The organism is Streptomyces sp. NPDC093568, from assembly GCF_044764945.1.
In the GTDB taxonomy this organism is placed as follows: domain Bacteria; phylum Actinomycetota; class Actinomycetes; order Streptomycetales; family Streptomycetaceae; genus Streptomyces.
Genome location: NZ_JBIWJD010000013.1, coordinates 55,822 through 74,829, shown reverse-complemented (window position 1 = coordinate 74,829; position 19,008 = coordinate 55,822). Strand labels below are relative to the sequence as shown.

Sequence of the window (19,008 nt, the reverse complement as noted above, 5' to 3'; positions counted from 1 at the left end):
CCCTGAGTCCTGGGACATTTGACGAGACCTCAGGGGGCGTTCGTGACGCTTCGTCAGAAACGTTTCGTATCAGCGAGAGCGGCTCTCACGCTGCTCACGGCACTCGGCGCGCTGGCCGGTACCGCCCTGACGGGGGCGGCACCGGCCGGCGCCGCGCAGGGCACTCCGGTCGCGCCGGGTGTCACCTACGACGAGTTCGACATCCCGGCGGCGAGGGGCACGGCGCACGCCCACGTCCTCACCGTCGATCTGCGCGATCCGCGCGTACACCTCGATCTGCTCTACCCGGGAGCGGCCGCGGCGCGGGCCACCGTCTCCCGGCAGGCGACCGCACAGGGCGCGGTGGCCGGTGTGAACGGCGACTTCTTCAACATCAGCGAGGCCCAGCATCCCGGTGTCGAGGCGACCGGGGCGAGCGTGGGACCGGTGATCGCGGACGGCCGGGCGCTGAAGGCGGCGGTCCCCGACGGCCAGCGCTTCGGGCCGGCGCTGCCGCCGGGCAGGAGCACCAAGGACGTGTTCGGTGTGGGCATCGACCGCCGGGCCCGCCTTGACGGCCTGAGCCTGGACGGCTCGATCCGCACGCCCGAGGGCAGTCTGCCGCTGGGCGGACTCAACCAGTACGCACTGCCGGTGGGCTCCATCGGGGCGTTCACGTCCCAGTGGGGCAGCGTGTCCCGGGTGCGCCCGACGTGCGGCACGGACACGGACCGGGCGGCTCCGTGCAGCACCGACACCTTCGAGGTGACGGTCCGGGGCGGCAAGGTCGTGTCGACCGCCGACACCCCCGGCAGCGGCCCGATCGCCCCGGACACCACCGTCCTGGTGGGCCGCGAGGCAGGCGCCCAGCAGCTGCGGAAGTTCTTCGAGGGCGAGGCGGTGTCGGTCCGGCACCGGCTGGTGGCGTCGTCGTCACGGATCCCGTACCGCTTCGCGCTCGGCGGCTACCCGGTGCTCGACGACGGCCTGCCGCTGCCGGGACTGGACGACCGGACCTCGGCCGTGCGCACCGCCGTCGGCATCGCGGCCGGCGGCCGGCGCCTGCTGTTGCTCGCGCTGGACGGCGCCCCCGCGTACCGGACGGGTCTGACCATCGCGGAAGTGGCCTCGGTCATGCGTGACCTGGGTTCGGCCGACGCCTTCAGCCTGGACGGCGGCGGCTCGTCGACGCTGGTCGCCAAGGCGCCGGGAGCGACGGCGGTATCCGTACGGAACCACCCGACCGAGGGGCGCGAACGCCCCGTCCCCAACGGGATCGGCGTCTTCTCGACCGGCTGAGCGTCACGCGCGCCGCCCCGGCTGACGGTCACGGTCTCAGGCTGCTCACGATGTCCGCCGTGGCCGTCAGCCCACTGCTGATGGTGGGCGCCATGCTGGTGCTGGCCAGATAGAAGCCGAGCAGCAGGCACACCAGCGCATGGGTGATCTTCAGCCCGCCGTTGCGCACGAAGATCACCGCCAGCACGAACAGCAGCAGCACCACCGAGATGGAAATGGCCATCGTCACCCTCCTCCGCCACGCCGCCTTGCCCGGTTCACGGCGTTCGGCCGCAAGTGTGGCGTAGCGGAGGGTTCGTCCGGGCGGCTGACCTGTCCTCCGAACGTGTGGTGTCCCGCGTGCTCTCGCTAGTCCGTTCGGCGGGCGTCGAGGAAGGCCTCCAGACCGGCGAGGTCATCGGTGTTGAGGAAGTCCACGTCGGCGGCGAGCAGCTCGCCCCACAGGGCGTCCCGGGCGGGTCCGGCGACGTCGGGCGTGGCCCAGAACCTCACCCGCTGCCCACGGGAGTGCGCCGCGTCGACGATGCCGCGCAGCTTGCGCCGCTCGGCGTCCGGGAAGGCGCCGACGCCCAGCCAGGTGAAGTTGCGGGTCCAGTTGTCGCTGATCAGCGGGACGAAGGAGGCGGGCGCGGAGGTGCCGAGGTCGCTGAGGCGGCCGTCGTAGAAGGCGCGACGGACGGTCTGCGCCTCCATCGGCGTGCGCGCGGCACGGTCGCCGGAGATCACGGCGGTGACCGGACCCGGGAGGACCCGGCCGTGGGCGTACGTCGTGAACAGGCGCTTGTAGCGGGCGAGGTGCTTGTCGAGTTCGAGGTACGTCGAGGAGCCCTCGGTCTTGATGTCGATGAGCAGCTGGATCGGCCGGCGGTAACCCCGGTAGACCGAGCCGTGGTTGGCCTTGACTCGCGCGGCCAGCGGGTCGAGGTAGAGGGACTCCAGGGTGCGGGCGGGGTCGAGGTCCTCGGGGTCGTGGGCGACCAGGAGCTGGTCGCCGACCAGGTAGATGTCGGCTTCGAGGCTGCCGAAGCGGTGGTCGAGGGCGTCGAGGAGGGGGCGCGGGTGCTCGTAGTCGTTGTGGGCGTGCGCCCGCCACAACGGACGCGGGCGGCGCTTCCGTTCGCCCGCCAGCGCGCCGGTGGCGGGCAGGGCGACCGCGCCCGTGAGGGCGGCGCCGAGGGTGGTGAGGGCTCTGCGACGGGTGGTGAGGGCCATGCTCTGCCTCCCTGGCAGGGACGGATCGGGGTGTGGGGACCGCTGTGAGTATGCGATCGGGTACGCCCCAAACAGCAGAGCTGAGCGGTGAGTTGGCCGGACCGCCGCCCCCTGTTCACTTCGCCGGTGCAGCGCACACGAAAAAGCCCGCCCCAGGTGGGGCGGGCTTTTCGCCGGGTTGGCTCAGGTGTACGTCAGGGGGCGCGGAGGTCGACGAGTTCGGCCAGTGCCTCACGGTGGGCGCCCGCGGTGCCGTAGGCGATCGAGTCGGCCTTGGCGCGCTTCAGATACAGATGGACCGGGTGCTCCCAGGTCATCCCGATACCGGCGTGCAGTTGCAGCGCCTCCTCGGCGGCGTGCACGGCGACGGGCGCCGCGTAGGCCTGGGCGACCGCGACCGCCACGTCGACGTCCTCGCCCGTGGCGAGCGCGTCGGCGGCGGCGCGGGCCGCCGCCCGCAGGTTGACGACCTCCAGCCACAGCTGGGCGAGCCGGTGCTTGAGCGCCTGGAAGCCGCCGACCGGACGGTTGAACTGCTTGCGGTCCTTCAGGTAGCGGACCGTCTCGGTCAACGACCAGTCGGCGAGCCCGAGTTGCTCGGAGGCGAGCAGCCCGGCACCGGCGCGCAGAGCGCGTCGTACGGCGGGTTCGGCGTCCCCGAGGAGCCGGCCCGGCGCCCCGTCCAGGGTGACCGTGGCCAGCGGCCGGGTCAGGTCGAGAGACGGCTGCGGGGTGACGGTGACGGCGTCGGCGTCCACCGCGTACAGACCGCCGTCGTCCGCGGGAACGAGCAGCACATCGGCGACGGCCGCGTCCGCGATGCCGGTCAGCTCGCCGTGCAGGGTGCCGCCCTCATGCCGTACGACCTTGTAGGCGCCGCCGGGTAGGACGTTCAGCGCGACGGCGAGGGCGCCGATCTTCCGCCCGGACGCCAGCTCGGCGAGCAGACCCCCGTCGCTCTCGCAGCCGAGCAGCGCCTCGGTGGCCACGACGGCACTGGTCAGATAGGGCACGGGAGCGACCGCGCGCCCCAACTCCTCCAGCACGACGGCGACTTCGCGGTGCGTGGCACCCTGGCCGCCCCGGTCCTCCGGGACCAGGAGCCCGGCCAGGCCCATGCCGTCGGCCAGCGCCTTCCAGGCCTGAAGGGCGTACGGCGTGTCCGACTCGGCGCGCGCGATGACACCGGCCGCGTCGCAGTGATCGGCGAGCAGGTCCCGTACGGCGGCCCGCAGCGCCTCTTCCTCCTCCGAGTACAACAGGTCGCGCTGTGTTGTCATCGGGCCAGGTCCTTCCATGCGACGTCCTTGTCGGTGCGCGGCTCGGACGGCAGGCCCAGGACGCGCTCGGCGACGATGTTCAGCAGGACCTCGCTGGTCCCGCCCTCGATGCTGTTCCCCTTGGAGCGGAGGTAGCGGTAGCCGGCGTCGCGGCCGACGAAGTCCACCAGCTCCGGACGCCGCATGGTCCAGTCGTCGTACAACAGGCCCTCCTCGCCCCGGAGTTCGACCTCAAGGCCGCTGATCTCCTGATTGAGGCGGGCGAAGGCGAGCTTCATGCCGGCGCCCTCGGGGCCGGGCTGGCCTGCGACGAGCTGCTGGCGCAGCCGCTCGGCGGTGAGGCGGGAGACCTCGCTGTCCACCCACAGCTTCAGCAGCCGCTGGTGCAGGTCGTGGGTGCGCAGTTCGGGGCGCTCGCGCCAGGTCTTCGCGACCGGGCCGATCATGCCGCCCTCGCGGGGCAGCCGCATGCCGCCGATGGCGACGCGCTCGTTGTTCAGCGTGGTCTGCGCGACCTTCCAGCCGTCGCCGATCTCGCCGAGGCGCCGGGCGTCCGGGATGCGGACGTCGGTCAGGAACACCTCGTTGAACTCGGCCTCGCCGGTGATCTGGCGCAGCGGCCGGACCTCGACGCCGGGGTCGGTCATGTCGCACAGGAAGTAGGTGATGCCGGCGTGCTTGGGCACGTCCGGGTCGGTGCGGGCGATGAGGATGGCCCAGCGGGCGATGTGGGCGCTGGAGGTCCACACCTTCTGCCCGTTGACGACCCAGTCGTCCCCTTCCCGCACGGCGCGGGTGCCGAGCGCCGCGAGGTCGGATCCGGCGCCGGGCTCGCTGAAGAGCTGGCACCAGACCTCCTCGCCGGTCCACAGGGGCCGCAGAAAGCGCTGCTTCTGCTCCTCGGTGCCGTACTTGAGGATCGTCGGCGCGGCCATGCCGAGGCCGATGCCGATGCGCCGCGGCTCGTTGTCGGGGGCGCCGGCGGCCTCCAGCTCGGCGTCCACGACGGCCTGGAGCGAGCGGGGCGCGCCGAGTCCGCCGAGGCCCTCGGGGTAGTGCACCCACGCCAGCCCCGCGTCGAAGCGGGCGCGCAGGAAGTCCAGGCGGTCGGTCGTGGCCGGCGGATGCGCGGCCAGCAATTCGGCCGTGCGTCGGCGCAGTTCGGCGGCGTCGGTCATGCCGCTCCTCCTTCGGTGAGACCCGGGATCACCGCGACGCGCCCCGTGGTGACGCCGTCGGCGACCCGCTGCACGGCGGCCGCCGCCCCGCCCATGGGCACGCGCTCGCTCACCAGCGGCTTGATGGCGCCCCGGGCGGCCAGCTCGGTGAGCTGCTCGTGGCAGTGCTGGATCAGCTTCGGGTTCTTGGTGTTGTACAGGCCCCAGTGCAGGCCGAGGATCGAGTAGTTCTTCACCAGGGCGTGGTTCAGCGCGGGGCTGGGGATCTGGCCGCTCGCGAAGCCGACGACCACGATCCGGCCCTCGAAGGCGACGACCTTGGCGGACTGGGCGTAGGCCTCGCCGCCCACGGGGTCGTAGATCACGTCGGCGCCCCGGCCGCCGGTGGCCTCCTTGACGGCGCCGATGACGTCCTCGGAGCGGCGGTCGACGACGACGTCGCAGCCCAGGTCCCGCGCCACGGCCGCCTTGTCGGCGCCGCCCACGAAACCGATGACCCGCGCCCCGGCCGCCTTGCCGAGCTGCACGGCCGCGCTGCCGACCCCTCCTGCGGCAGCGTGGACGAGCAGCGTCTCGCCGGCCTCCAGGCCGGCCCGGCGGTGCAGGCCGAACCAGCCGGTCTGGTAGCCGATGTGCAGGGCGGCGGCCTCGGCGTCGTCCAGCGCCTCGGGCGCGGGCAGGACGGCGGCGGCGTCCGCGACGGCGTACTCGGCGAAACCGCCGAAGGGCAGCGCCGGGTTGGCGATGACGCGGCGCCCGTCCTCGGTCTCGCCGCAGATCTCCACGCCGGGCGTGAACGGCAGCGGCGGCCGGACCTGGTACTGCCCCCGGCACAGCAGCGCGTCCGGGAAGTTGATGTTCGCGGCGCGCACCTTCAGCAGGACCTGGCCGTCGCCGGGCGCGGGCGCCTCGACGTCCGCGAGGCGCATCACCTCGCTCGGCTCGCCGTTCTCGTGCACTTGCCATGCCTGCATGCGGGGCCTCCACGGGACTGCTTCGTCTGACCGGGGTCGGTTCGCATACTAAGCGGTCGCTTGCCGTGAGGGAACAGCTGACGTCAGTCGTCTTCGGCACTCCGCTTCGGCCGCGCTCGCACATGCATCCGCTCCCCCTGCGGTCCGAACAGGCTGAGGAACTCCACCGGCCCCTCCCCCGTCGACCCGAACCAGTGCGGCACCCGCGTGTCGAACTCGGCGGCCTCCCCGGCACCGAGCACCACGTCGTGCTCCCCCAGCACGAGCCGCAGCCGGCCCGAGAGGACGTACAGCCACTCGTAGCCCTCGTGCGTACGCGGTTCCGGCTGGAGCGAGCGCTGCGGTTCGAGCACCTTGAAGGCCTGGAGGCCGCCGGGCTGGCGGGTGAGCGGCCAGTGCTTGCGGCCGTGGCGCTCGATCGGCTCGGCGGCGCGCACCCTCGGATCACCGACGGCAGGGTTGCCGACCAGCTCGTCCAGCGGCACCTGGTGGGCCCGCGCGATCGGCAGCAGCAGTTCGAGGCTGGGCTTGCGCAGGCCGGACTCCAGCCGGGAGAGGGTGCTCACCGAGATGCCGGTCACCTCGGACAGCGAGGTGAGCGTCACCTCCCGCTCCTTGCGCATCTGCCGCAGCCTCGGGCCCACACCCGCCAGGACGTCGTCGGTACTCATACTGCCATTGCAGTTTCGGCAAACTTGTTTGTCAATGCCGTACCGCGCGCGGCACGGTCGTGGTGGAGGTGGTCACCTTGACCGGAACGTATGAAGTGATCGTCGTCGGCGGCGGCGCGGCGGGGCTGTCCGCCGCCCTGGTCCTGGGCCGCGCCCGGCGCCGCACACTGGTCGTCGACGCGGGCGAACCGCGCAACGCGCCCGCCGCCCACATGCAGGGCTATCTGTCCCGGGACGGCATGCCGCCCGCCGAGTTCCTGGCCGTCGGGCGGGAGGAGATCGCGCGCTACGGCGTCGAACTGGTCCGGGACCGCGCGGTCGACGTCACCCGGGACGGCGACTTCACGGTGGCGCTGGCGAGCGGCCGCAGCGTCCGGGCGCGGCGGCTGATCGTCGCCACCGGCCTCAGGGACGAGCTGCCCGACGTCCCCGGCGTCGCCGAGCGCTTCGGCAACGACGTGCTGCACTGCCCGTACTGCCACGGCTGGGAGGTCCGCGACCAGGCCTTCGGCGTGCTGGCGACCACCGCGCTGAGCGTGCACCAGGCGCTCATGGTGTCGCAGTGGTCGAAGGACGTGACCTTCTTCCTGCACGAGGTCGCCGAGGCGGACCTCTCGGACGAGGACCGGCGCAGGCTGGCGGCGGCCGGGGTGAAGGTGGTCCCGGGTGCGGTCGCCGGGCTGGTGGTCGAGGACGACAGGCTCACGGGCGTGCGGCTGGCGGACGGGACGGTGTATGCGCGTGAGGCACTGTTCGTCGCGCCCCGTGCGGTACCGCAGAACGGTCTGCTGGAGCAGCTCGGCGCCGAGTTCCAGGAAACCCCCTTCGGCGCGTACCCGGTGGTCGACCCCACCGGGCTCACCTCGGTACCCGGCGTCTGGGCCGTCGGCAACGTGATGGGCTTCTCCGAGCAGGTCATCAACTCGGCGGCAGGCGGCTACCGGGCAGGCGCCACGATCAACGGGGAGCTGCTCATGGCAGACCTCGACGCAACCCCCTAGGGGCGCGGGGAACTGCGCGACGAGCCCCAACGGCGCCGCAGACGAAAAGCAACCCTTTCGTCGACGTGTAATCCGGCGGAGCCCGTCGCACCATGGGCTGCATGCTGCTGACCCGGCTCGCCCACGTGTCCCAGGAGGTCGCCGCGACCTCGGCCCGCTCCCGCAAGATCGCCCTGCTGGCGGAACTGTTCCGGGACGCCGAGCCGGACGACGTACCGATCGTCATCCCGTACCTGGCGGGCCGCCTCCCGCAGGGACGGCTCGGCATCGGCTGGAAGGTGCTGAGCCGCCCGGTCCCACCGGCCGCCGAACCGGCCCTCACCGTCCGCGAGGTGGACGCCCGGCTCACCGAACTGGGCAAGGTCTCCGGCGCCGGATCACAGGCCGAACGCGCCCGGCTGGTGGAAGAGTTGATGGGCGCGGCGACCGATGACGAGCAGCGTTTCCTCTTCGGGCTGATCACCGGCGAGGTACGGCAGGGCGCCCTGGACGCCGTGGCCGTGGAGGGCCTGGCCCAGGCGACGCAGGCACCGCCGGCCGACGTACGGCGGGCGGTGATGCTCGCCGGGTCCCTCCAGAACGTCGCCCAGGCGCTCCTCGCGGAAGGACCCGAGTCGCTGGCCCGCTTCCGGCTCACCGTCGGCCGCCCGGTCCTGCCGATGCTGGCGCACACCGCGTCCTCGGTGTCCGAGGCGGTCGGGAAGCTGGGCGCCTGCGCGGTCGAGGAGAAGCTCGACGGCATCCGCGTCCAGGTCCACCGCGAGGGCGACACGGTACGGCTCTACACCCGCACCCTCGACGACATCACCGACCGGCTGCCCGAACTGACCGCTGCCGCACTGGAGTTGAGAGGGGAGCGCTTCATCCTGGACGGCGAGGTGATCGCCTTCGACGACACGGGCCGCCCCCGTTCCTTCCAGGAGACCGCGGGCCGCGTCGGCTCCCGCGCGGACGTGACGACGGCCGCCAGGGAGGTCCCCGTCTCCCCGGTCTTCTTCGACGCCCTGTCCGTCGACGGCCACGACCTGCTCGACCTGCCCTTCACCGAACGGCACGCGGAACTGGCCCGGCTGGTCCCCGAGCCGATGCGGGTGCGCCGCGCCCTGGTGTCCGGGCCCGAGGACCTCCCCCGCGCCGAGGACTTCCTCGCCCAGACCCTGGAACGCGGCCACGAGGGCGTCGTCGTCAAGGCCCTCGACGCCCCCTACAGCGCGGGCCGGCGCGGCGCCTCCTGGCTGAAGGTCAAGCCCGTCCACACTCTCGACCTGGTGGTCCTGGCCGCCGAATGGGGCCACGGCCGCCGGACCGGCAAGCTCTCCAACCTGCACCTCGGGGCGCGTACGGCGGACGGCGGTTTCGCGATGCTCGGCAAGACGTTCAAGGGCATGACCGACGCGATGCTGACCTGGCAGACCGAGCGGCTCCAGCAGCTCGCCGTGGACAGCGGCGACAGCGGCGACTGGGTGGTGACCGTGCGCCCCGAGCTGGTCGTGGAGATCGCCTACGACGGTCTGCAGCGCTCCACCCGCTACCCGGCCGGCGTAACCCTCCGCTTCGCCCGGGTGGTCCGCTACCGCGAGGACAAGCGACCCGAGGAGGCCGACACCGTCGAGACCCTGCTCGCCGCCCATCCGGAGGTCAGGCCGTGACCCCGGCCCGCGAGCGGCGCAGCGCGGGCCTGCTGCTCTTCCGCCGCACCGATGACGGCCTGGAGGTGCTGCTCGGCCATATGGGCGGCCCGTTCTTCGCCAAGCGCGACGCGGGGGCGTGGACGGTCCCCAAGGGCGAGTACGAGCCGGACGAGCCCGCGTGGGACGCGGCCCGCCGCGAGTTCCAGGAGGAGCTGGGCCTGCCGCCGCCCGACGGGGAGGCCGTACCGCTCGGCGAGGTCCGGCAGAGCGGCGGCAAGATCGTCACGGTGTGGGCCGTCGAGGCCGACCTCGACCCGGCGACGGTGGTCCCCGGCACCTTCGTCATGGAGTGGCCGCCGCGCTCGGGCCGGACCCAGGAGTTCCCCGAGCTGGACCGGGTGCGATGGCTGGATCTCCACCGGGCGCGCGAGGTCGTGGTCAAGGCCCAGGCGGCGTTTCTCGACCGGCTGGCGGAGCACTCGGCCTGAGCAGGTGTACACGCGTTGCGGGAGCCACCGCCGCGCGGGAAGGTCGAAGCAACAGTCCGCTCCCAGGAGGTCGGTCATGCCCATCGCGACGGTGAACCCGGCGAACGGCGAGACGCTCAAGACGTACGAGGCCATGGGCGACGAGGAGATCGAGCGCAGGCTTCAACTCGCCGAGGCGACGTTCCGCACCTACCGGACGACGAGCTTCGTCGACCGCTCGCGCCTGCTGCTGCAGGCGGCGAATCTCCTGGACGGGGACGCCGAGGACATCGCCCGGGTGATGACCACCGAGATGGGCAAGCCGATCAAGCAGGCCCGCGCGGAGGCCGCCAAGTGCGCCAAGGCGATGCGCTGGTACGCCGAGCGCGCCGAGGGGCTGCTGGCCGACGAGGAGCCGGCCGACTCCGACGTGAAGGACTCGGGCGCCTCGCGCGTGCGGGTGCGCTATCGCCCGCTGGGGCCGGTCCTCGCGGTGATGCCGTGGAACTTCCCGCTCTGGCAGGTGATCCGCTTCGCCGCCCCGGCCCTGATGGCGGGCAACGTGGGCCTGCTCAAGCACGCCTCGAACGTCCCCCAGACCGCCCTCTACCTGGAGGACCTGTTCCATCGCGCGGGCTACCCCGAGGGCTGCTTCCAGACCCTGCTGATCGGCTCCGGGCAGGTCGACGAGATCCTGCGCGACGAGCGCGTCAAGGCGGCGACGCTGACCGGCAGCGAGCCCGCGGGCCGCGCGGTCGCCGCCACCTCCGGCGAGATGATCAAGAAGACGGTGCTGGAGCTGGGCGGCAGCGACCCGTACGTCGTCATGCCGTCGGCCGACATCGACCGCGCCGCGCGGATCGCGGTGACCGCCCGGGTGCAGAACAACGGGCAGTCCTGCATCGCCGCCAAGCGGTTCATCGTGCACACGGACGTCTACGACGCCTTCGCCGAGCGGTTCGTCGAAGGCATGAAGGCGCTGGTGGTGGGCGACCCGATGCAGGAGGAGACGGAGGTCGGCCCGCTGTCGAGCGAGCAGGGCCGGGCGGACCTGGAGGAACTCGTCGACGACGCCAGGCGCAGCGGGGCGGCGGTGCTGTGCGGCGGCCACCGGCTGCGGCGCCCGGAGCTGCCCGGCTGGTACTACCCGCCCACGGTCCTCGCCGAGATCACCCGCGAGATGCGGATCCACCGGGAGGAGGCGTTCGGCCCGGTCGCCACGTTGTACCGGGCGGCCGACCTCGACGAGGCGGTGCTGATCGCCAATGACTCCCTGTTCGGTCTGAGTTCAAATGTGTGGACCCGTGACGATGCCGAGGTGGACCGTTTCGTGCGGGATCTGGAGGCTGGCAGCGTGTACGTCAACGGGATGACGGCGTCCCATCCGGCGTTCCCGTTCGGCGGAGTGAAGCGGTCCGGATTCGGCCGTGAGCTGTCGGGGCACGGAATCCGCGAGTTCTGCAACATCACTACGGTTTGGCAGGGTGCGTGAGCGCCGCGCGGTTACGATCCCGGGTGTGAACCGCGAAGTTACTCTGCCGCTGATCGTCGATGACCGCGGGACCTTGCAGGTGGCTGCGTCCGATGTGAGCAAGCTGCTGCGCACGGTGGGTGGTCGGTGGCTGCACCTTGTCGAGGCCGGGGAGGACGGGCTCGACGAGGACACCGTGGCCGCGCTGACGATCGAGCTCGCGAAACTCGCCGACCGGATCGACGTGGCGTGCATCGCGCACAGCAGCGGGACGCCGTAGGGGCGGGTGACCAGCGCAACCCGGTGGCGTCCGGGGAGGAAATCCGGAAGGCTCGCGCGCATGGTCTCGGTATTGCAGAACGTGGCGATCGACTGTGCGGATGCCTATGAGCTGGCCCTGTTCTGGAGCGGGGTGACCGGCCGGCCGCTGCACCCGGAGGACAAGCCGGGTGATCCGGAGATCCAGGTGCTGCTGGCCGAGGGCCCGGTACTGCACTTCAACCAGGTGCCCGAGGCCAAGACGGTCAAGAACCGGATCCATCTGTGCCTGCGCCCGGAGACCTCGCGCGAGCAGGAGGTGGAACGGCTGCTGGGCCTCGGCGCCACCCTTGTCGCCGATCGCCGCAATCCCGACGGCTCCGGCTGGGCGGTCCTCGCCGATCCCGAAGGCAACGAATTCTGCGTGCTGCGCAGCGAGTCCGACCGAGCGGCCATGACTTCCTGACGGCGCGGCGCATCACCCACCGCCGCGATGCGGCCCCGCGCTTCCGCGGACCGCATCGCGCGGGCATCCCTGCGGCGCCTACCGAATCGGCATCCCCGACAAGGTCCGGGCGATCACCAGCCGCTGGATCTCGCTCGTCCCCTCGAAGATCGTGTAGATCGCGCTGTCCCGGTGCATGCGCTCCACCGGGTACTCCCGCGTGTAGCCGTTGCCGCCCAGGATCTGTATGGCCTGCGCCGTCACCTTCTTCGCCGTCTCACTCGCGAACAGCTTCGACATCGACCCCTCGGCCGCCGTGAACGGCTTGCCGTTGACGGCCATCCAGGACGCCCGCCACACCAGCAGCCGCGCCGCGTCGATCTGCGTCGCCATCTCGGCCAGCTGGAAGGCCACACCCTGGTTGTCGATGATCGGCCGTCCGAACTGCTCACGGGTCATCGCGTAGTCGAGGGCGACCTCGTAGGCGGCACGGGCCGTGCCGACGGCCATCGCGCCGACCGCCGGCCGGGAGGCCTCGAACGTGGCCATCGCGGCGTTCTTCACGCGCTCGCCGCCCGCCTTGGCCCGCTCACGGGCCCGCGCCAGCCGCTCGTCCAGCTTCTGCTTGCCGCCCAGCAGGCAGGAGCCCGGCACCCGCACGTTGTCCAGGATGACCTCGGCGGTGTGCGAGGCACGGATGCCGTGCTTCTTGAACTTCTGGCCCTGCGCCAGACCCGGCGTGTTCGGCGGGATGATGAAGGACGCGTGCCCCTTGGAGCCCAGCTCCGCGTCGACGACCGCGACGACCACGTGGACGTTGGCGATGCCGCCGTTGGTCGCCCAGGTCTTCGTGCCGTTGATCACCCACTCGTCCTTGGCCTCGTCGTACACGGCACGCGTACGCATCGAGGCGACGTCGGACCCGGCGTCGGGCTCGGAGGAGCAGAAGGCGGCCAGCTTGACATCGTTGGCGTCGCCGTACATCTGGGGCACCCAGGTACCGATCTGCTCCTCGGTGCCGTTGGCGAGGACGCCGACGGCGGCGAGGCCGGTGCCGACGATCGACAGGGCGATGCCGGCGTCACCCCAGAAGAGCTCCTCCATGGCCATCGGGATGCCGAGCCCGGTCTGGTCGAAGTACTGCTGGGCGTAGAAGTCGAGCGAGTAGATACCGACCTTCGCGGCCTCCTGGATGACCGGCCAGGGAGTTTCCTCACGCTCGTCCCATTCGGCGGCCGCGGGGCGGATCACATCGGCGGCGAAGCCGTGGAGCCAGTCGCGTACCTCCTTCTGTTCGTCGTTGAGCTCCATGGTGAACTCGGCCATGTCCCCTCCAGCGGCGGTACGTGCGTGTTACTAGCGGTAACCCTAGTTTGTTACTGGCTAGTAGGTAAAGTCAACTCCCGATGACCCATCGAGAGCCCATTCGATGGATGCAGCATGTTGAGTGTTAGTTTGCGCAGGCGTCATCGATTGAGCACGGGTGGGGAGAGCGAATGGACACCACGCAGCGGACCGATCAGCAACGATCCGCCGACCGCCGTCGGCGCGAGCTGCTGGAGGCCGCCGACCGGGTGGTCCTGCGCGACGGACCACAGGCCTCGATGAACGCCATCGCCGCGGAGGCGGGTATCACCAAGCCGATTCTGTACCGGCACTTCGGCGACAAAGGCGGACTTTACGCGGCGTTGGCCAAGCGGCACACGGATGCGCTGCTGGACTCGTTGCGGGCCGCGCTGGACGCCCCCGCGGACCGGCGTGAGCGGGTCGAGTCCACGCTGGACACGTACCTCGCGGCGATCGAGGCCCGGCCTCAGGTGTACCGGTTCCTGATGCATCCGACCGAGGGCGCCCAGACGGCGGACCAGGGGTTCGACGTCGGCAAGCACTCGATGCCGTTGCTCCGCACCATGGGCGAGGAGCTGGCCAAGGTGATCGAGGAGCGGCTGGATCTCGGCCCCGGGAGCCAGCAGCTGGCCCGGGTCTGGGGGCACGGGATCGTCGGGATGATGCATGCCGCCGGGGACTGGTGGCTGGGCGAACGGCCCTGTACGCGGGCGGAGTTGGTGCGGAGCCTGGCCGACCTTCTGTGGGGGCGGCTCGCCGCGGCGGGGGACAAGGTGGGCGGTCCCGGGTTCTGATCAGTAGCAGTGCGTCCACCCGCCGGTGGGGGCCGGTCGCGCAGTTCCCCGCGCCCCTGGGTGGGTCACCCGAACCGGTGCCAAGGGGCTCGGGTCGCCTGGCGCATCAAGCGTCTGTGGCGCCAGCCCGTTACGCGGTCCGCGTACACCCTGCCGTCCAAGTGGTCGCACTCATGCTGGAGGCACCGTGCGAAGAAACCCGTGCCGTGGATCGTGACCGGCTCCCCCGTCACCGTGAATCCCTCGACCACGGCGTGGTCGTACCGCTCCGTCCCCGCCTCCAGACCCGGCAGGGACAGACACCCCTCCGGGCCCCGGAGCACCACGCCGTCCGCCGTCACGAGCCGCGGGTTCACCACATGGCCGAGGTGTCGTACGTCCTCGTCGTCGGGGCAGTCGTAGACGAAGACCCGCAGCGGCTCCCCCACCTGGTTCGCGGCCAGCCCCACCCCCTGCGCGGCGTACATCGTGGCGAACAAGTCGTCCACGAGCCTCGCCAGTTCGGGACCGAAGTCGGTGACCTCCTCGCAGGGCGTGTGCAGCACGGGGCTTCCGAGCAGGGTGAGAGGCCGAACACGCCCGTGTGTGCCCGGAATGGAGCCGTTTCGCATGGCCGCAAGGGTACGGCGATTCGGGAGTGCGAATGGATCTCGATAGGCTGACCACCACCACGTTGCCGTAGGGCTTCAGGCGCGGCGCGTACGCAAGGAGGATCGAGAACTGATGGCAGGCAACTCGGACCCGCTCACGCCGCGGGCCAAGATCGCCGTGACCGCGGGCAAGGCGGTCGCGGCGGCATCGCGCGCCGCAGGGCGCGGCAGCGGTTCGGTGATCGGCGGCCGGGTGGCGCTCAAACTCGACCCCGACCTCCTCGCCCGGCTCGCCCAGAACCTGGACGTGGTCCTGGTCTCGGCGACGAACGGCAAGACCACGACGACCCGGCTCATCGCGGAGGCCCTGCGCGCCGCGGGAGCGGTCGTCTCCAACGCGCTGGGCGCCAACATGCCCGCGGGCATCACCTCGGCGCTCGCCGGCGGCTCGGAGGCGCGCTACGGCGTCATCGAGGTCGACGAGAAGTACCTCGCCGGCGTCGCCCGGGACACGGACCCGAAGTGCATCGCGCTGCTCAACCTCTCCCGCGACCAGCTGGACCGCGCCGCCGAGACCCGGATGCTCGCGGAGAACTGGCGCGAGGGGCTGACGGGTTCGAAGGCCGTGATCGTGGCCAACGCGGACGACCCGCTGGTCGTGTGGGCCGCCTCGTCGTCCCCCAACGTCATCTGGGTCGCCGCCGGGCAGATGTGGAAGGACGACGCCTGGTCCTGTCCGTCCTGCGGCGGTGTGATGCAGCGGCCGGGGGACGACTGGTTCTGCGGCGAGTGCGGTTTCCGGCGTCCCACGCCGAGCTGGGCGCTCTCGGGCGACCACGTCCTCGACCCGCACGGCTCGGCCTGGCCCATCCATCTGCAGCTGCCCGGCCGCGCGAACAAGGCCAACGCCACGTCCTCGGCCGCCGTCGCCGCCGTGTTCGGGGTGCCCCCGCAGGTCGCCCTGGAGCGCATGTACCAGGTGCAGGCCGTCGCCGGCCGGTACGACGTCGTGCAGTTCCAGGGACGGGATCTGCGGCTGCTGCTCGCCAAGAACCCGGCCGGCTGGCTGGAGACGTTCTCCCTGATCGACCAGCCGCCGACCCCGGTCATCCTCTCCGTGAACGCCCGCGGCGCCGACGGCACCGACACCTCCTGGCTGTGGGACGTCGACTACACCCGGCTCACCGGGCACCCGATCTGTGTCATCGGCGACCGCAAGCTCGACCTCGCGGTGCGCCTGGAGGTCGCGAACCAGCAGTTCCAGGTCTGCGAGAACCTCGACCAGGCCGTGCAGCTGTGCCCGCCGGGCCGGATCGAGGTCATCGCCAACTACACGGCGTTCCAGGACCTGCGCCGCCGCGTCGGCAACTGATCACAAGATTTCAGGGGACTTAAGTGAGCGACAACCAACTGCGGGTCGTCTGGATCTACCCGGACCTGCTCAGCACCTACGGCGACCAGGGCAACGTCCTCGTCGTGGAGCGCCGCGCCCGGCAGCGCGGTCTGGACGTGGCCCGGCTCGACGTGCGCAGCGACCAGCCGATCCCGACCTCCGGCGACATCTACCTGATCGGCGGCGGCGAGGACCGCCCGCAGCGGCTGGCGGCCGAGCGGCTGCGCCGGGACGGCGGCCTGCACCGGGCCGTGGAGAACGGCGCCATCGTGTTCTCGGTGTGCGCCGGGTACCAGATCCTCGGCCACGAGTTCATCAACGACCTCGGGCAGCGCGAGCCGGGCCTCGGTCTGATCGACGTGGTGTCCGTGCGCGGCGAGGGCGAGCGGTGCGTCGGTGACGTGCTCGGCGACATCGACCCGCGCCTGGGCCTGCCCCCGCTGACCGGCTTCGAGAACCACCAGGGCGTCACCCACCTCGGCCCGACCGCCCGCCCCTTCGCCCAGGTCCGCCTCGGCAACGGCAACGGCACGGGTGACGGCACGGAGGGCGCGTACAACGAGACCGTCTTCGGTACGTACATGCACGGACCGGTGCTGGCCCGGAACCCGCTGATCGCGGACCTGCTGCTGAAGCTGGCGCTCGACGTGAACGCGCTGCCGCCGACCGACGACCGGTGGTACGAGGCGCTGCGCAACGAGCGCATCGCGGCCGCGCAGCAGCCCGCGTGAAAAGGGTCGTTCGGCAGCCCGTCTGACGGTACGTCCGCACAGGTGAGCGGGGCCGTCCAGCAGGCGGACGCGCGGTTCGGCCCCGCCCCCCGATGCCGCTAGGGTGGCGGGGATTCGAGCCGGACAGCGTGGTCCGGTCCCGGCCCACGTCGATAAGGTTTTCGGGCTATGCGCATTGGTGTCCTCACGTCCGGCGGCGACTGCCCCGGCCTGAACGCCGTCATCCGGTCCGTCGTGCACCGCGCCGTCGTCGACCACGGCGACGAGGTCATCGGCTTCCGGGACGGCTGGAAGGGCCTCCTGGAGTGCGACTACCTCAAGCTCGACCTCGACGCGGTGGGCGGCATCCTCGCCCGCGGCGGCACGATCCTCGGTTCCTCCCGGGTCCAGCCCTCCCATCTGCGGGACGGCGTGGAACGGGCCAAGGGCCATGTCGAGGAACTCGGCCTCGACGCGATCATCCCCATCGGCGGTGAGGGCACGCTCAAGGCGGCCCGGCTGATGTCGGACAGCGGCCTGCCCGTGGTGGGTGTGCCCAAGACCATCGACAACGACATCGCCGTCACCGACGTCACCTTCGGCTTCGACACGGCCGTGACCGTGGCCACCGAGGCCCTGGACCGGCTCAAGACCACCGCCGAGTCCCACCAGCGGGTCCTGGTGGTCGAGGTCATGGGCCGGCACACCGGCTGGATCGCCCTGCACTCCGGGATGGCGGCCGGCGCGCACGCCGTCGTCGTACCGGAACGGCCCTTCGACATCGAGGAGTTGACCCGGGTCGTCGGAGAGCGGTTCGAGGCGGGCAAGCGCTTCGCGATCGTCGTGGCGGCGGAGGGCGCCAAGCCCCGGCCCGGCACGATGCGGTTCGACGAGGGCGGCAAGGACATCTACGGGCACGAGCGGTTCGCCGGGATCGCCCGTCAGCTGTCCATCGAGCTGGAGGAGCGGCTCGGGAAGGAAGCGCGGCCGGTGATCCTCGGGCATGTGCAGCGGGGCGGGACGCCGACGGCGTACGACCGGGTGCTCGCCACCCGGTTCGGATGGCATGCGGTGGAGGCCGTGCACCGCGGGGAGTTCGGTCACATGACGGCTCTGCGGGGGACGGACATCGTGATGGTGCCGTTGGCCGAGGCCGTGGAGACGCTGAAGACGGTTCCCGAGGACCGTTACGAAGAGGCCGAGTGTGTCCTTTAGGACTTCGCCGTAGCCGCCCCCGGTCGATGACTCGGCCGGGGGCGGTTCTAGTCTGTGGGGGACAGACAGCGCACAACCCCCACGAAACAGGAGCCGCCGGATGGATCACAGCGGGCACGGCATGATGATGGATCTGCCGCCGTTCACGCTGGAGCGGGGGCTTGCGTGGTCCACGGACCCGTTCTTCCTGGTCGCCTGTCTGGTGGGGCTCGCGCTGTACGCGTGGGGGGTCGTGCGGCTGCGGCGGCGTGGTGACACGTGGCCGGTGGGGCGGACGGTCTCGTACGTCGTCGGGGTCCTCACCATCGTGCTCGTCATGTGCACCGGGCTGAACGACTACGGAATGGTCATGTTCAGCGTGCACATGGTGCAGCACATGGTGATCAGCATGCTCTCGCCGATCCTGATCCTGCTCGGTGCGCCCGTCACGCTGGCGCTGCGCGCGATGCCGCCCGCCGGGCGGGGGCGCAAGGGTCCGCGCGAATGGCTGCTGGCTCTGCTGCACAGCCGGTACATGCGGATCATCACGCATCCGGCGTTCACCATTCCGCTGTTCATCGCCAGCCTCTACGCCCTGTACTTCACGCCGCTCTTCGACTTCCTGATGGGCTCCAAGACGGGGCACATCGCGATGATGGTGCACTTCCTCGCGGTGGGCGTGGTGTTCTTCTGGCCGATCATCGGCGTGGATCCCGGTCCGCAGCGGCCGGGCTATCTGATGCGGATGCTGGAGCTGTTCGCCGGTATGCCGTTCCACGCGTTCTTCGGTATCGCCTTGATGATGGCGTCCTCGCCGATGGTGGAGACGTTCAAGAACCCGCCCCCGTCGCTCGGCATCGACGCGCTCTCCGACCAGAACGCCGCCGGGGGTATCGCCTGGGCGTTCAGTGAGATTCCGTCCGTGCTGGTGCTGATCGCGCTGCTGTTCCAGTGGTACGGCTCGGAGCAGCGGCAGGCCAAGCGCAAGGACCGGGCCGCCGATCGCGACGGTGACAAGGAACTCGAGGCGTACAACGCCTATTTGGCCTCATTGAACGCACGCGGGAACTGAGGAAACCGAAAGGCTGCGCCTTTCAGTAGCATGAAGCGCGTC

Annotated in this window: 20 protein-coding genes; 12 read left to right on the top strand and 8 right to left on the bottom strand. The window is 71.2% G+C overall.

The genetic code is table 11. The annotated features are described in order from the left end of the window. Positions 1 to 42 precede the first annotated feature (42 nt). Positions 43 to 1,278 carry a phosphodiester glycosidase family protein gene (locus ACIRD7_RS36680; protein WP_403460209.1) on the top strand — a complete coding sequence of 412 codons (1,236 nt, stop codon included), beginning with the start codon at positions 43 to 45 and terminating at the stop codon, positions 1,276 to 1,278. 28 nt (positions 1,279 to 1,306) lie between these two features. Here ACIRD7_RS36680 and ACIRD7_RS36675 read toward each other — a convergent pair whose 3' ends face one another. From ACIRD7_RS36675 to ACIRD7_RS36650, 6 genes are all read right to left on the bottom strand, one after another. Further along, a complete protein-coding gene (locus tag ACIRD7_RS36675) occupies positions 1,307 to 1,501 on the bottom strand; it encodes a hypothetical protein (protein WP_351194149.1) in 195 nt (64 codons plus the stop codon). 125 nt (positions 1,502 to 1,626) lie between these two features. Then, positions 1,627 to 2,490, bottom strand: coding sequence for a phosphatidylinositol-specific phospholipase C/glycerophosphodiester phosphodiesterase family protein (locus tag ACIRD7_RS36670; protein ID WP_403460208.1), 864 nt, complete (start codon positions 2,488 to 2,490; stop codon positions 1,627 to 1,629). Positions 2,491 to 2,684: 194 nt separating this feature from the next. Then, entirely contained in the window at positions 2,685 to 3,770 is a 1,086-nt protein-coding gene (locus ACIRD7_RS36665; protein ID WP_403460207.1) for an acyl-CoA dehydrogenase family protein, read from the bottom strand. Then, positions 3,767 to 4,948 (bottom strand): acyl-CoA dehydrogenase family protein, encoded by a 1,182-nt coding sequence (locus tag ACIRD7_RS36660; RefSeq protein WP_403460206.1) that lies wholly within the window; start codon positions 4,946 to 4,948, stop codon positions 3,767 to 3,769. The genes ACIRD7_RS36665 and ACIRD7_RS36660 overlap by 4 nt, the downstream gene beginning before the upstream one ends. After that, positions 4,945 to 5,922 (bottom strand): NADPH:quinone oxidoreductase family protein, encoded by a 978-nt coding sequence (locus ACIRD7_RS36655; RefSeq protein ID WP_403460205.1) that lies wholly within the window; start codon positions 5,920 to 5,922, stop codon positions 4,945 to 4,947. Before ACIRD7_RS36655 ends, ACIRD7_RS36660 begins: the two co-directional genes overlap by 4 nt. 83 nt (positions 5,923 to 6,005) lie before the next feature. Continuing rightward, positions 6,006 to 6,593, bottom strand: a complete 588-nt coding sequence (locus ACIRD7_RS36650) for a helix-turn-helix domain-containing protein (protein ID WP_403460203.1) — start codon at positions 6,591 to 6,593, stop codon at positions 6,006 to 6,008. A 77-nt stretch (positions 6,594 to 6,670) separates the two neighbouring features. Between ACIRD7_RS36650 and ACIRD7_RS36645 the strand changes: the two genes are divergently transcribed. The 6 genes from ACIRD7_RS36645 (at position 6,671) to ACIRD7_RS36620 (ending at position 11,887) form a co-directional block, all read left to right on the top strand. Further along, positions 6,671 to 7,594, top strand: a complete 924-nt coding sequence (locus tag ACIRD7_RS36645) for an NAD(P)/FAD-dependent oxidoreductase (protein ID WP_403460202.1) — start codon at positions 6,671 to 6,673, stop codon at positions 7,592 to 7,594. 101 nt (positions 7,595 to 7,695) lie between these two features. Continuing rightward, entirely contained in the window at positions 7,696 to 9,243 is a 1,548-nt protein-coding gene (locus ACIRD7_RS36640) for an ATP-dependent DNA ligase (protein ID WP_403460201.1), read from the top strand. After that, entirely contained in the window at positions 9,240 to 9,713 is a 474-nt protein-coding gene (locus tag ACIRD7_RS36635) for an NUDIX domain-containing protein (RefSeq protein WP_403460200.1), read from the top strand. Before ACIRD7_RS36640 ends, ACIRD7_RS36635 begins: the two co-directional genes overlap by 4 nt. A 76-nt stretch (positions 9,714 to 9,789) precedes the next feature. After that, the gene (locus tag ACIRD7_RS36630; protein ID WP_403460198.1) at positions 9,790 to 11,184 is read left to right on the top strand and encodes an NADP-dependent succinic semialdehyde dehydrogenase; all 1,395 of its coding nucleotides are present in this window, start codon (positions 9,790 to 9,792) and stop codon (positions 11,182 to 11,184) included. Between the two features lie 25 nt (positions 11,185 to 11,209). Then, entirely contained in the window at positions 11,210 to 11,443 is a 234-nt protein-coding gene (locus ACIRD7_RS36625; protein ID WP_403460197.1) for a DUF6213 family protein, read from the top strand. Positions 11,444 to 11,503: 60 nt separating this feature from the next. After that, complete coding sequence (locus tag ACIRD7_RS36620) at positions 11,504 to 11,887, top strand: VOC family protein (protein ID WP_403460196.1); 384 nt, start codon at positions 11,504 to 11,506, stop codon at positions 11,885 to 11,887. A gap of 78 nt (positions 11,888 to 11,965) precedes the next feature. On the opposite strand, the gene ACIRD7_RS36615 is transcribed toward ACIRD7_RS36620, so the two are convergent. Further along, complete coding sequence (locus tag ACIRD7_RS36615; RefSeq protein ID WP_403460195.1) at positions 11,966 to 13,192, bottom strand: acyl-CoA dehydrogenase family protein; 1,227 nt, start codon at positions 13,190 to 13,192, stop codon at positions 11,966 to 11,968. 170 nt (positions 13,193 to 13,362) lie between these two features. Between ACIRD7_RS36615 and ACIRD7_RS36610 the strand changes: the two genes are divergently transcribed. Next, positions 13,363 to 14,007 carry a TetR family transcriptional regulator gene (locus tag ACIRD7_RS36610; protein ID WP_403460194.1) on the top strand — a complete coding sequence of 215 codons (645 nt, stop codon included), beginning with the start codon at positions 13,363 to 13,365 and terminating at the stop codon, positions 14,005 to 14,007. Positions 14,008 to 14,072: 65 nt separating this feature from the next. Here ACIRD7_RS36610 and def read toward each other — a convergent pair whose 3' ends face one another. Further along, positions 14,073 to 14,618: a peptide deformylase gene (def, locus tag ACIRD7_RS36605; RefSeq protein ID WP_403460193.1), complete on the bottom strand. Its 546-nt coding sequence runs from the start codon at positions 14,616 to 14,618 to the stop codon at positions 14,073 to 14,075. A gap of 112 nt (positions 14,619 to 14,730) precedes the next feature. Here def and ACIRD7_RS36600 point away from each other — a divergent pair, with 112 nt between their 5' ends. The 4 genes from ACIRD7_RS36600 (at position 14,731) to ACIRD7_RS36585 (ending at position 18,966) form a co-directional block, all read left to right on the top strand. Then, on the top strand, positions 14,731 to 15,969 hold the full coding sequence (locus ACIRD7_RS36600; RefSeq protein ID WP_403460192.1) for a MurT ligase domain-containing protein: 1,239 nt from the start codon (positions 14,731 to 14,733) through the stop codon (positions 15,967 to 15,969). A 23-nt stretch (positions 15,970 to 15,992) separates the two neighbouring features. Further along, a complete protein-coding gene (locus tag ACIRD7_RS36595) occupies positions 15,993 to 16,721 on the top strand; it encodes a type 1 glutamine amidotransferase (RefSeq protein ID WP_403460191.1) in 729 nt (242 codons plus the stop codon). A 168-nt stretch (positions 16,722 to 16,889) separates the two neighbouring features. Continuing rightward, on the top strand, positions 16,890 to 17,915 hold the full coding sequence (locus tag ACIRD7_RS36590; protein WP_403460190.1) for a 6-phosphofructokinase: 1,026 nt from the start codon (positions 16,890 to 16,892) through the stop codon (positions 17,913 to 17,915). A gap of 100 nt (positions 17,916 to 18,015) precedes the next feature. Beyond that, positions 18,016 to 18,966 (top strand): cytochrome c oxidase assembly protein, encoded by a 951-nt coding sequence (locus ACIRD7_RS36585; protein WP_403460189.1) that lies wholly within the window; start codon positions 18,016 to 18,018, stop codon positions 18,964 to 18,966. Positions 18,967 to 19,008 lie beyond the last annotated feature (42 nt).

Bases quoted from the DNA above. Each gene is read 5' to 3' on its own strand.
- ACIRD7_RS36675 (WP_351194149.1), bottom strand. From the start codon at position 1,501: ATGGCCATTTCCATCTCGGTGGTGCTGCTGCTGTTCGTGCTGGCGGTG.
- ACIRD7_RS36670 (WP_403460208.1), bottom strand. From the start codon at position 2,490: ATGGCCCTCACCACCCGTCGCAGAGCCCTCACCACCCTCGGCGCCGCC.
- ACIRD7_RS36665 (WP_403460207.1), bottom strand. From the start codon at position 3,770: ATGACAACACAGCGCGACCTGTTGTACTCGGAGGAGGAAGAGGCGCTG.
- ACIRD7_RS36660 (WP_403460206.1), bottom strand. From the start codon at position 4,948: ATGACCGACGCCGCCGAACTGCGCCGACGCACGGCCGAATTGCTGGCC.
- ACIRD7_RS36655 (WP_403460205.1), bottom strand. From the start codon at position 5,922: ATGCAGGCATGGCAAGTGCACGAGAACGGCGAGCCGAGCGAGGTGATG.
- ACIRD7_RS36650 (WP_403460203.1), bottom strand. From the start codon at position 6,593: ATGAGTACCGACGACGTCCTGGCGGGTGTGGGCCCGAGGCTGCGGCAG.
- ACIRD7_RS36640 (WP_403460201.1), top strand. From the start codon at position 7,696: ATGCTGCTGACCCGGCTCGCCCACGTGTCCCAGGAGGTCGCCGCGACC.
- ACIRD7_RS36630 (WP_403460198.1), top strand. From the start codon at position 9,790: ATGCCCATCGCGACGGTGAACCCGGCGAACGGCGAGACGCTCAAGACG.
- ACIRD7_RS36620 (WP_403460196.1), top strand. From the start codon at position 11,504: ATGGTCTCGGTATTGCAGAACGTGGCGATCGACTGTGCGGATGCCTAT.
- ACIRD7_RS36615 (WP_403460195.1), bottom strand. From the start codon at position 13,192: ATGGCCGAGTTCACCATGGAGCTCAACGACGAACAGAAGGAGGTACGC.
- ACIRD7_RS36610 (WP_403460194.1), top strand. From the start codon at position 13,363: ATGGACACCACGCAGCGGACCGATCAGCAACGATCCGCCGACCGCCGT.
- def (WP_403460193.1), bottom strand. From the start codon at position 14,618: ATGCGAAACGGCTCCATTCCGGGCACACACGGGCGTGTTCGGCCTCTC.
- ACIRD7_RS36600 (WP_403460192.1), top strand. From the start codon at position 14,731: ATGGCAGGCAACTCGGACCCGCTCACGCCGCGGGCCAAGATCGCCGTG.
- ACIRD7_RS36590 (WP_403460190.1), top strand. From the start codon at position 16,890: ATGCGCATTGGTGTCCTCACGTCCGGCGGCGACTGCCCCGGCCTGAAC.
- ACIRD7_RS36585 (WP_403460189.1), top strand. From the start codon at position 18,016: ATGGATCACAGCGGGCACGGCATGATGATGGATCTGCCGCCGTTCACG.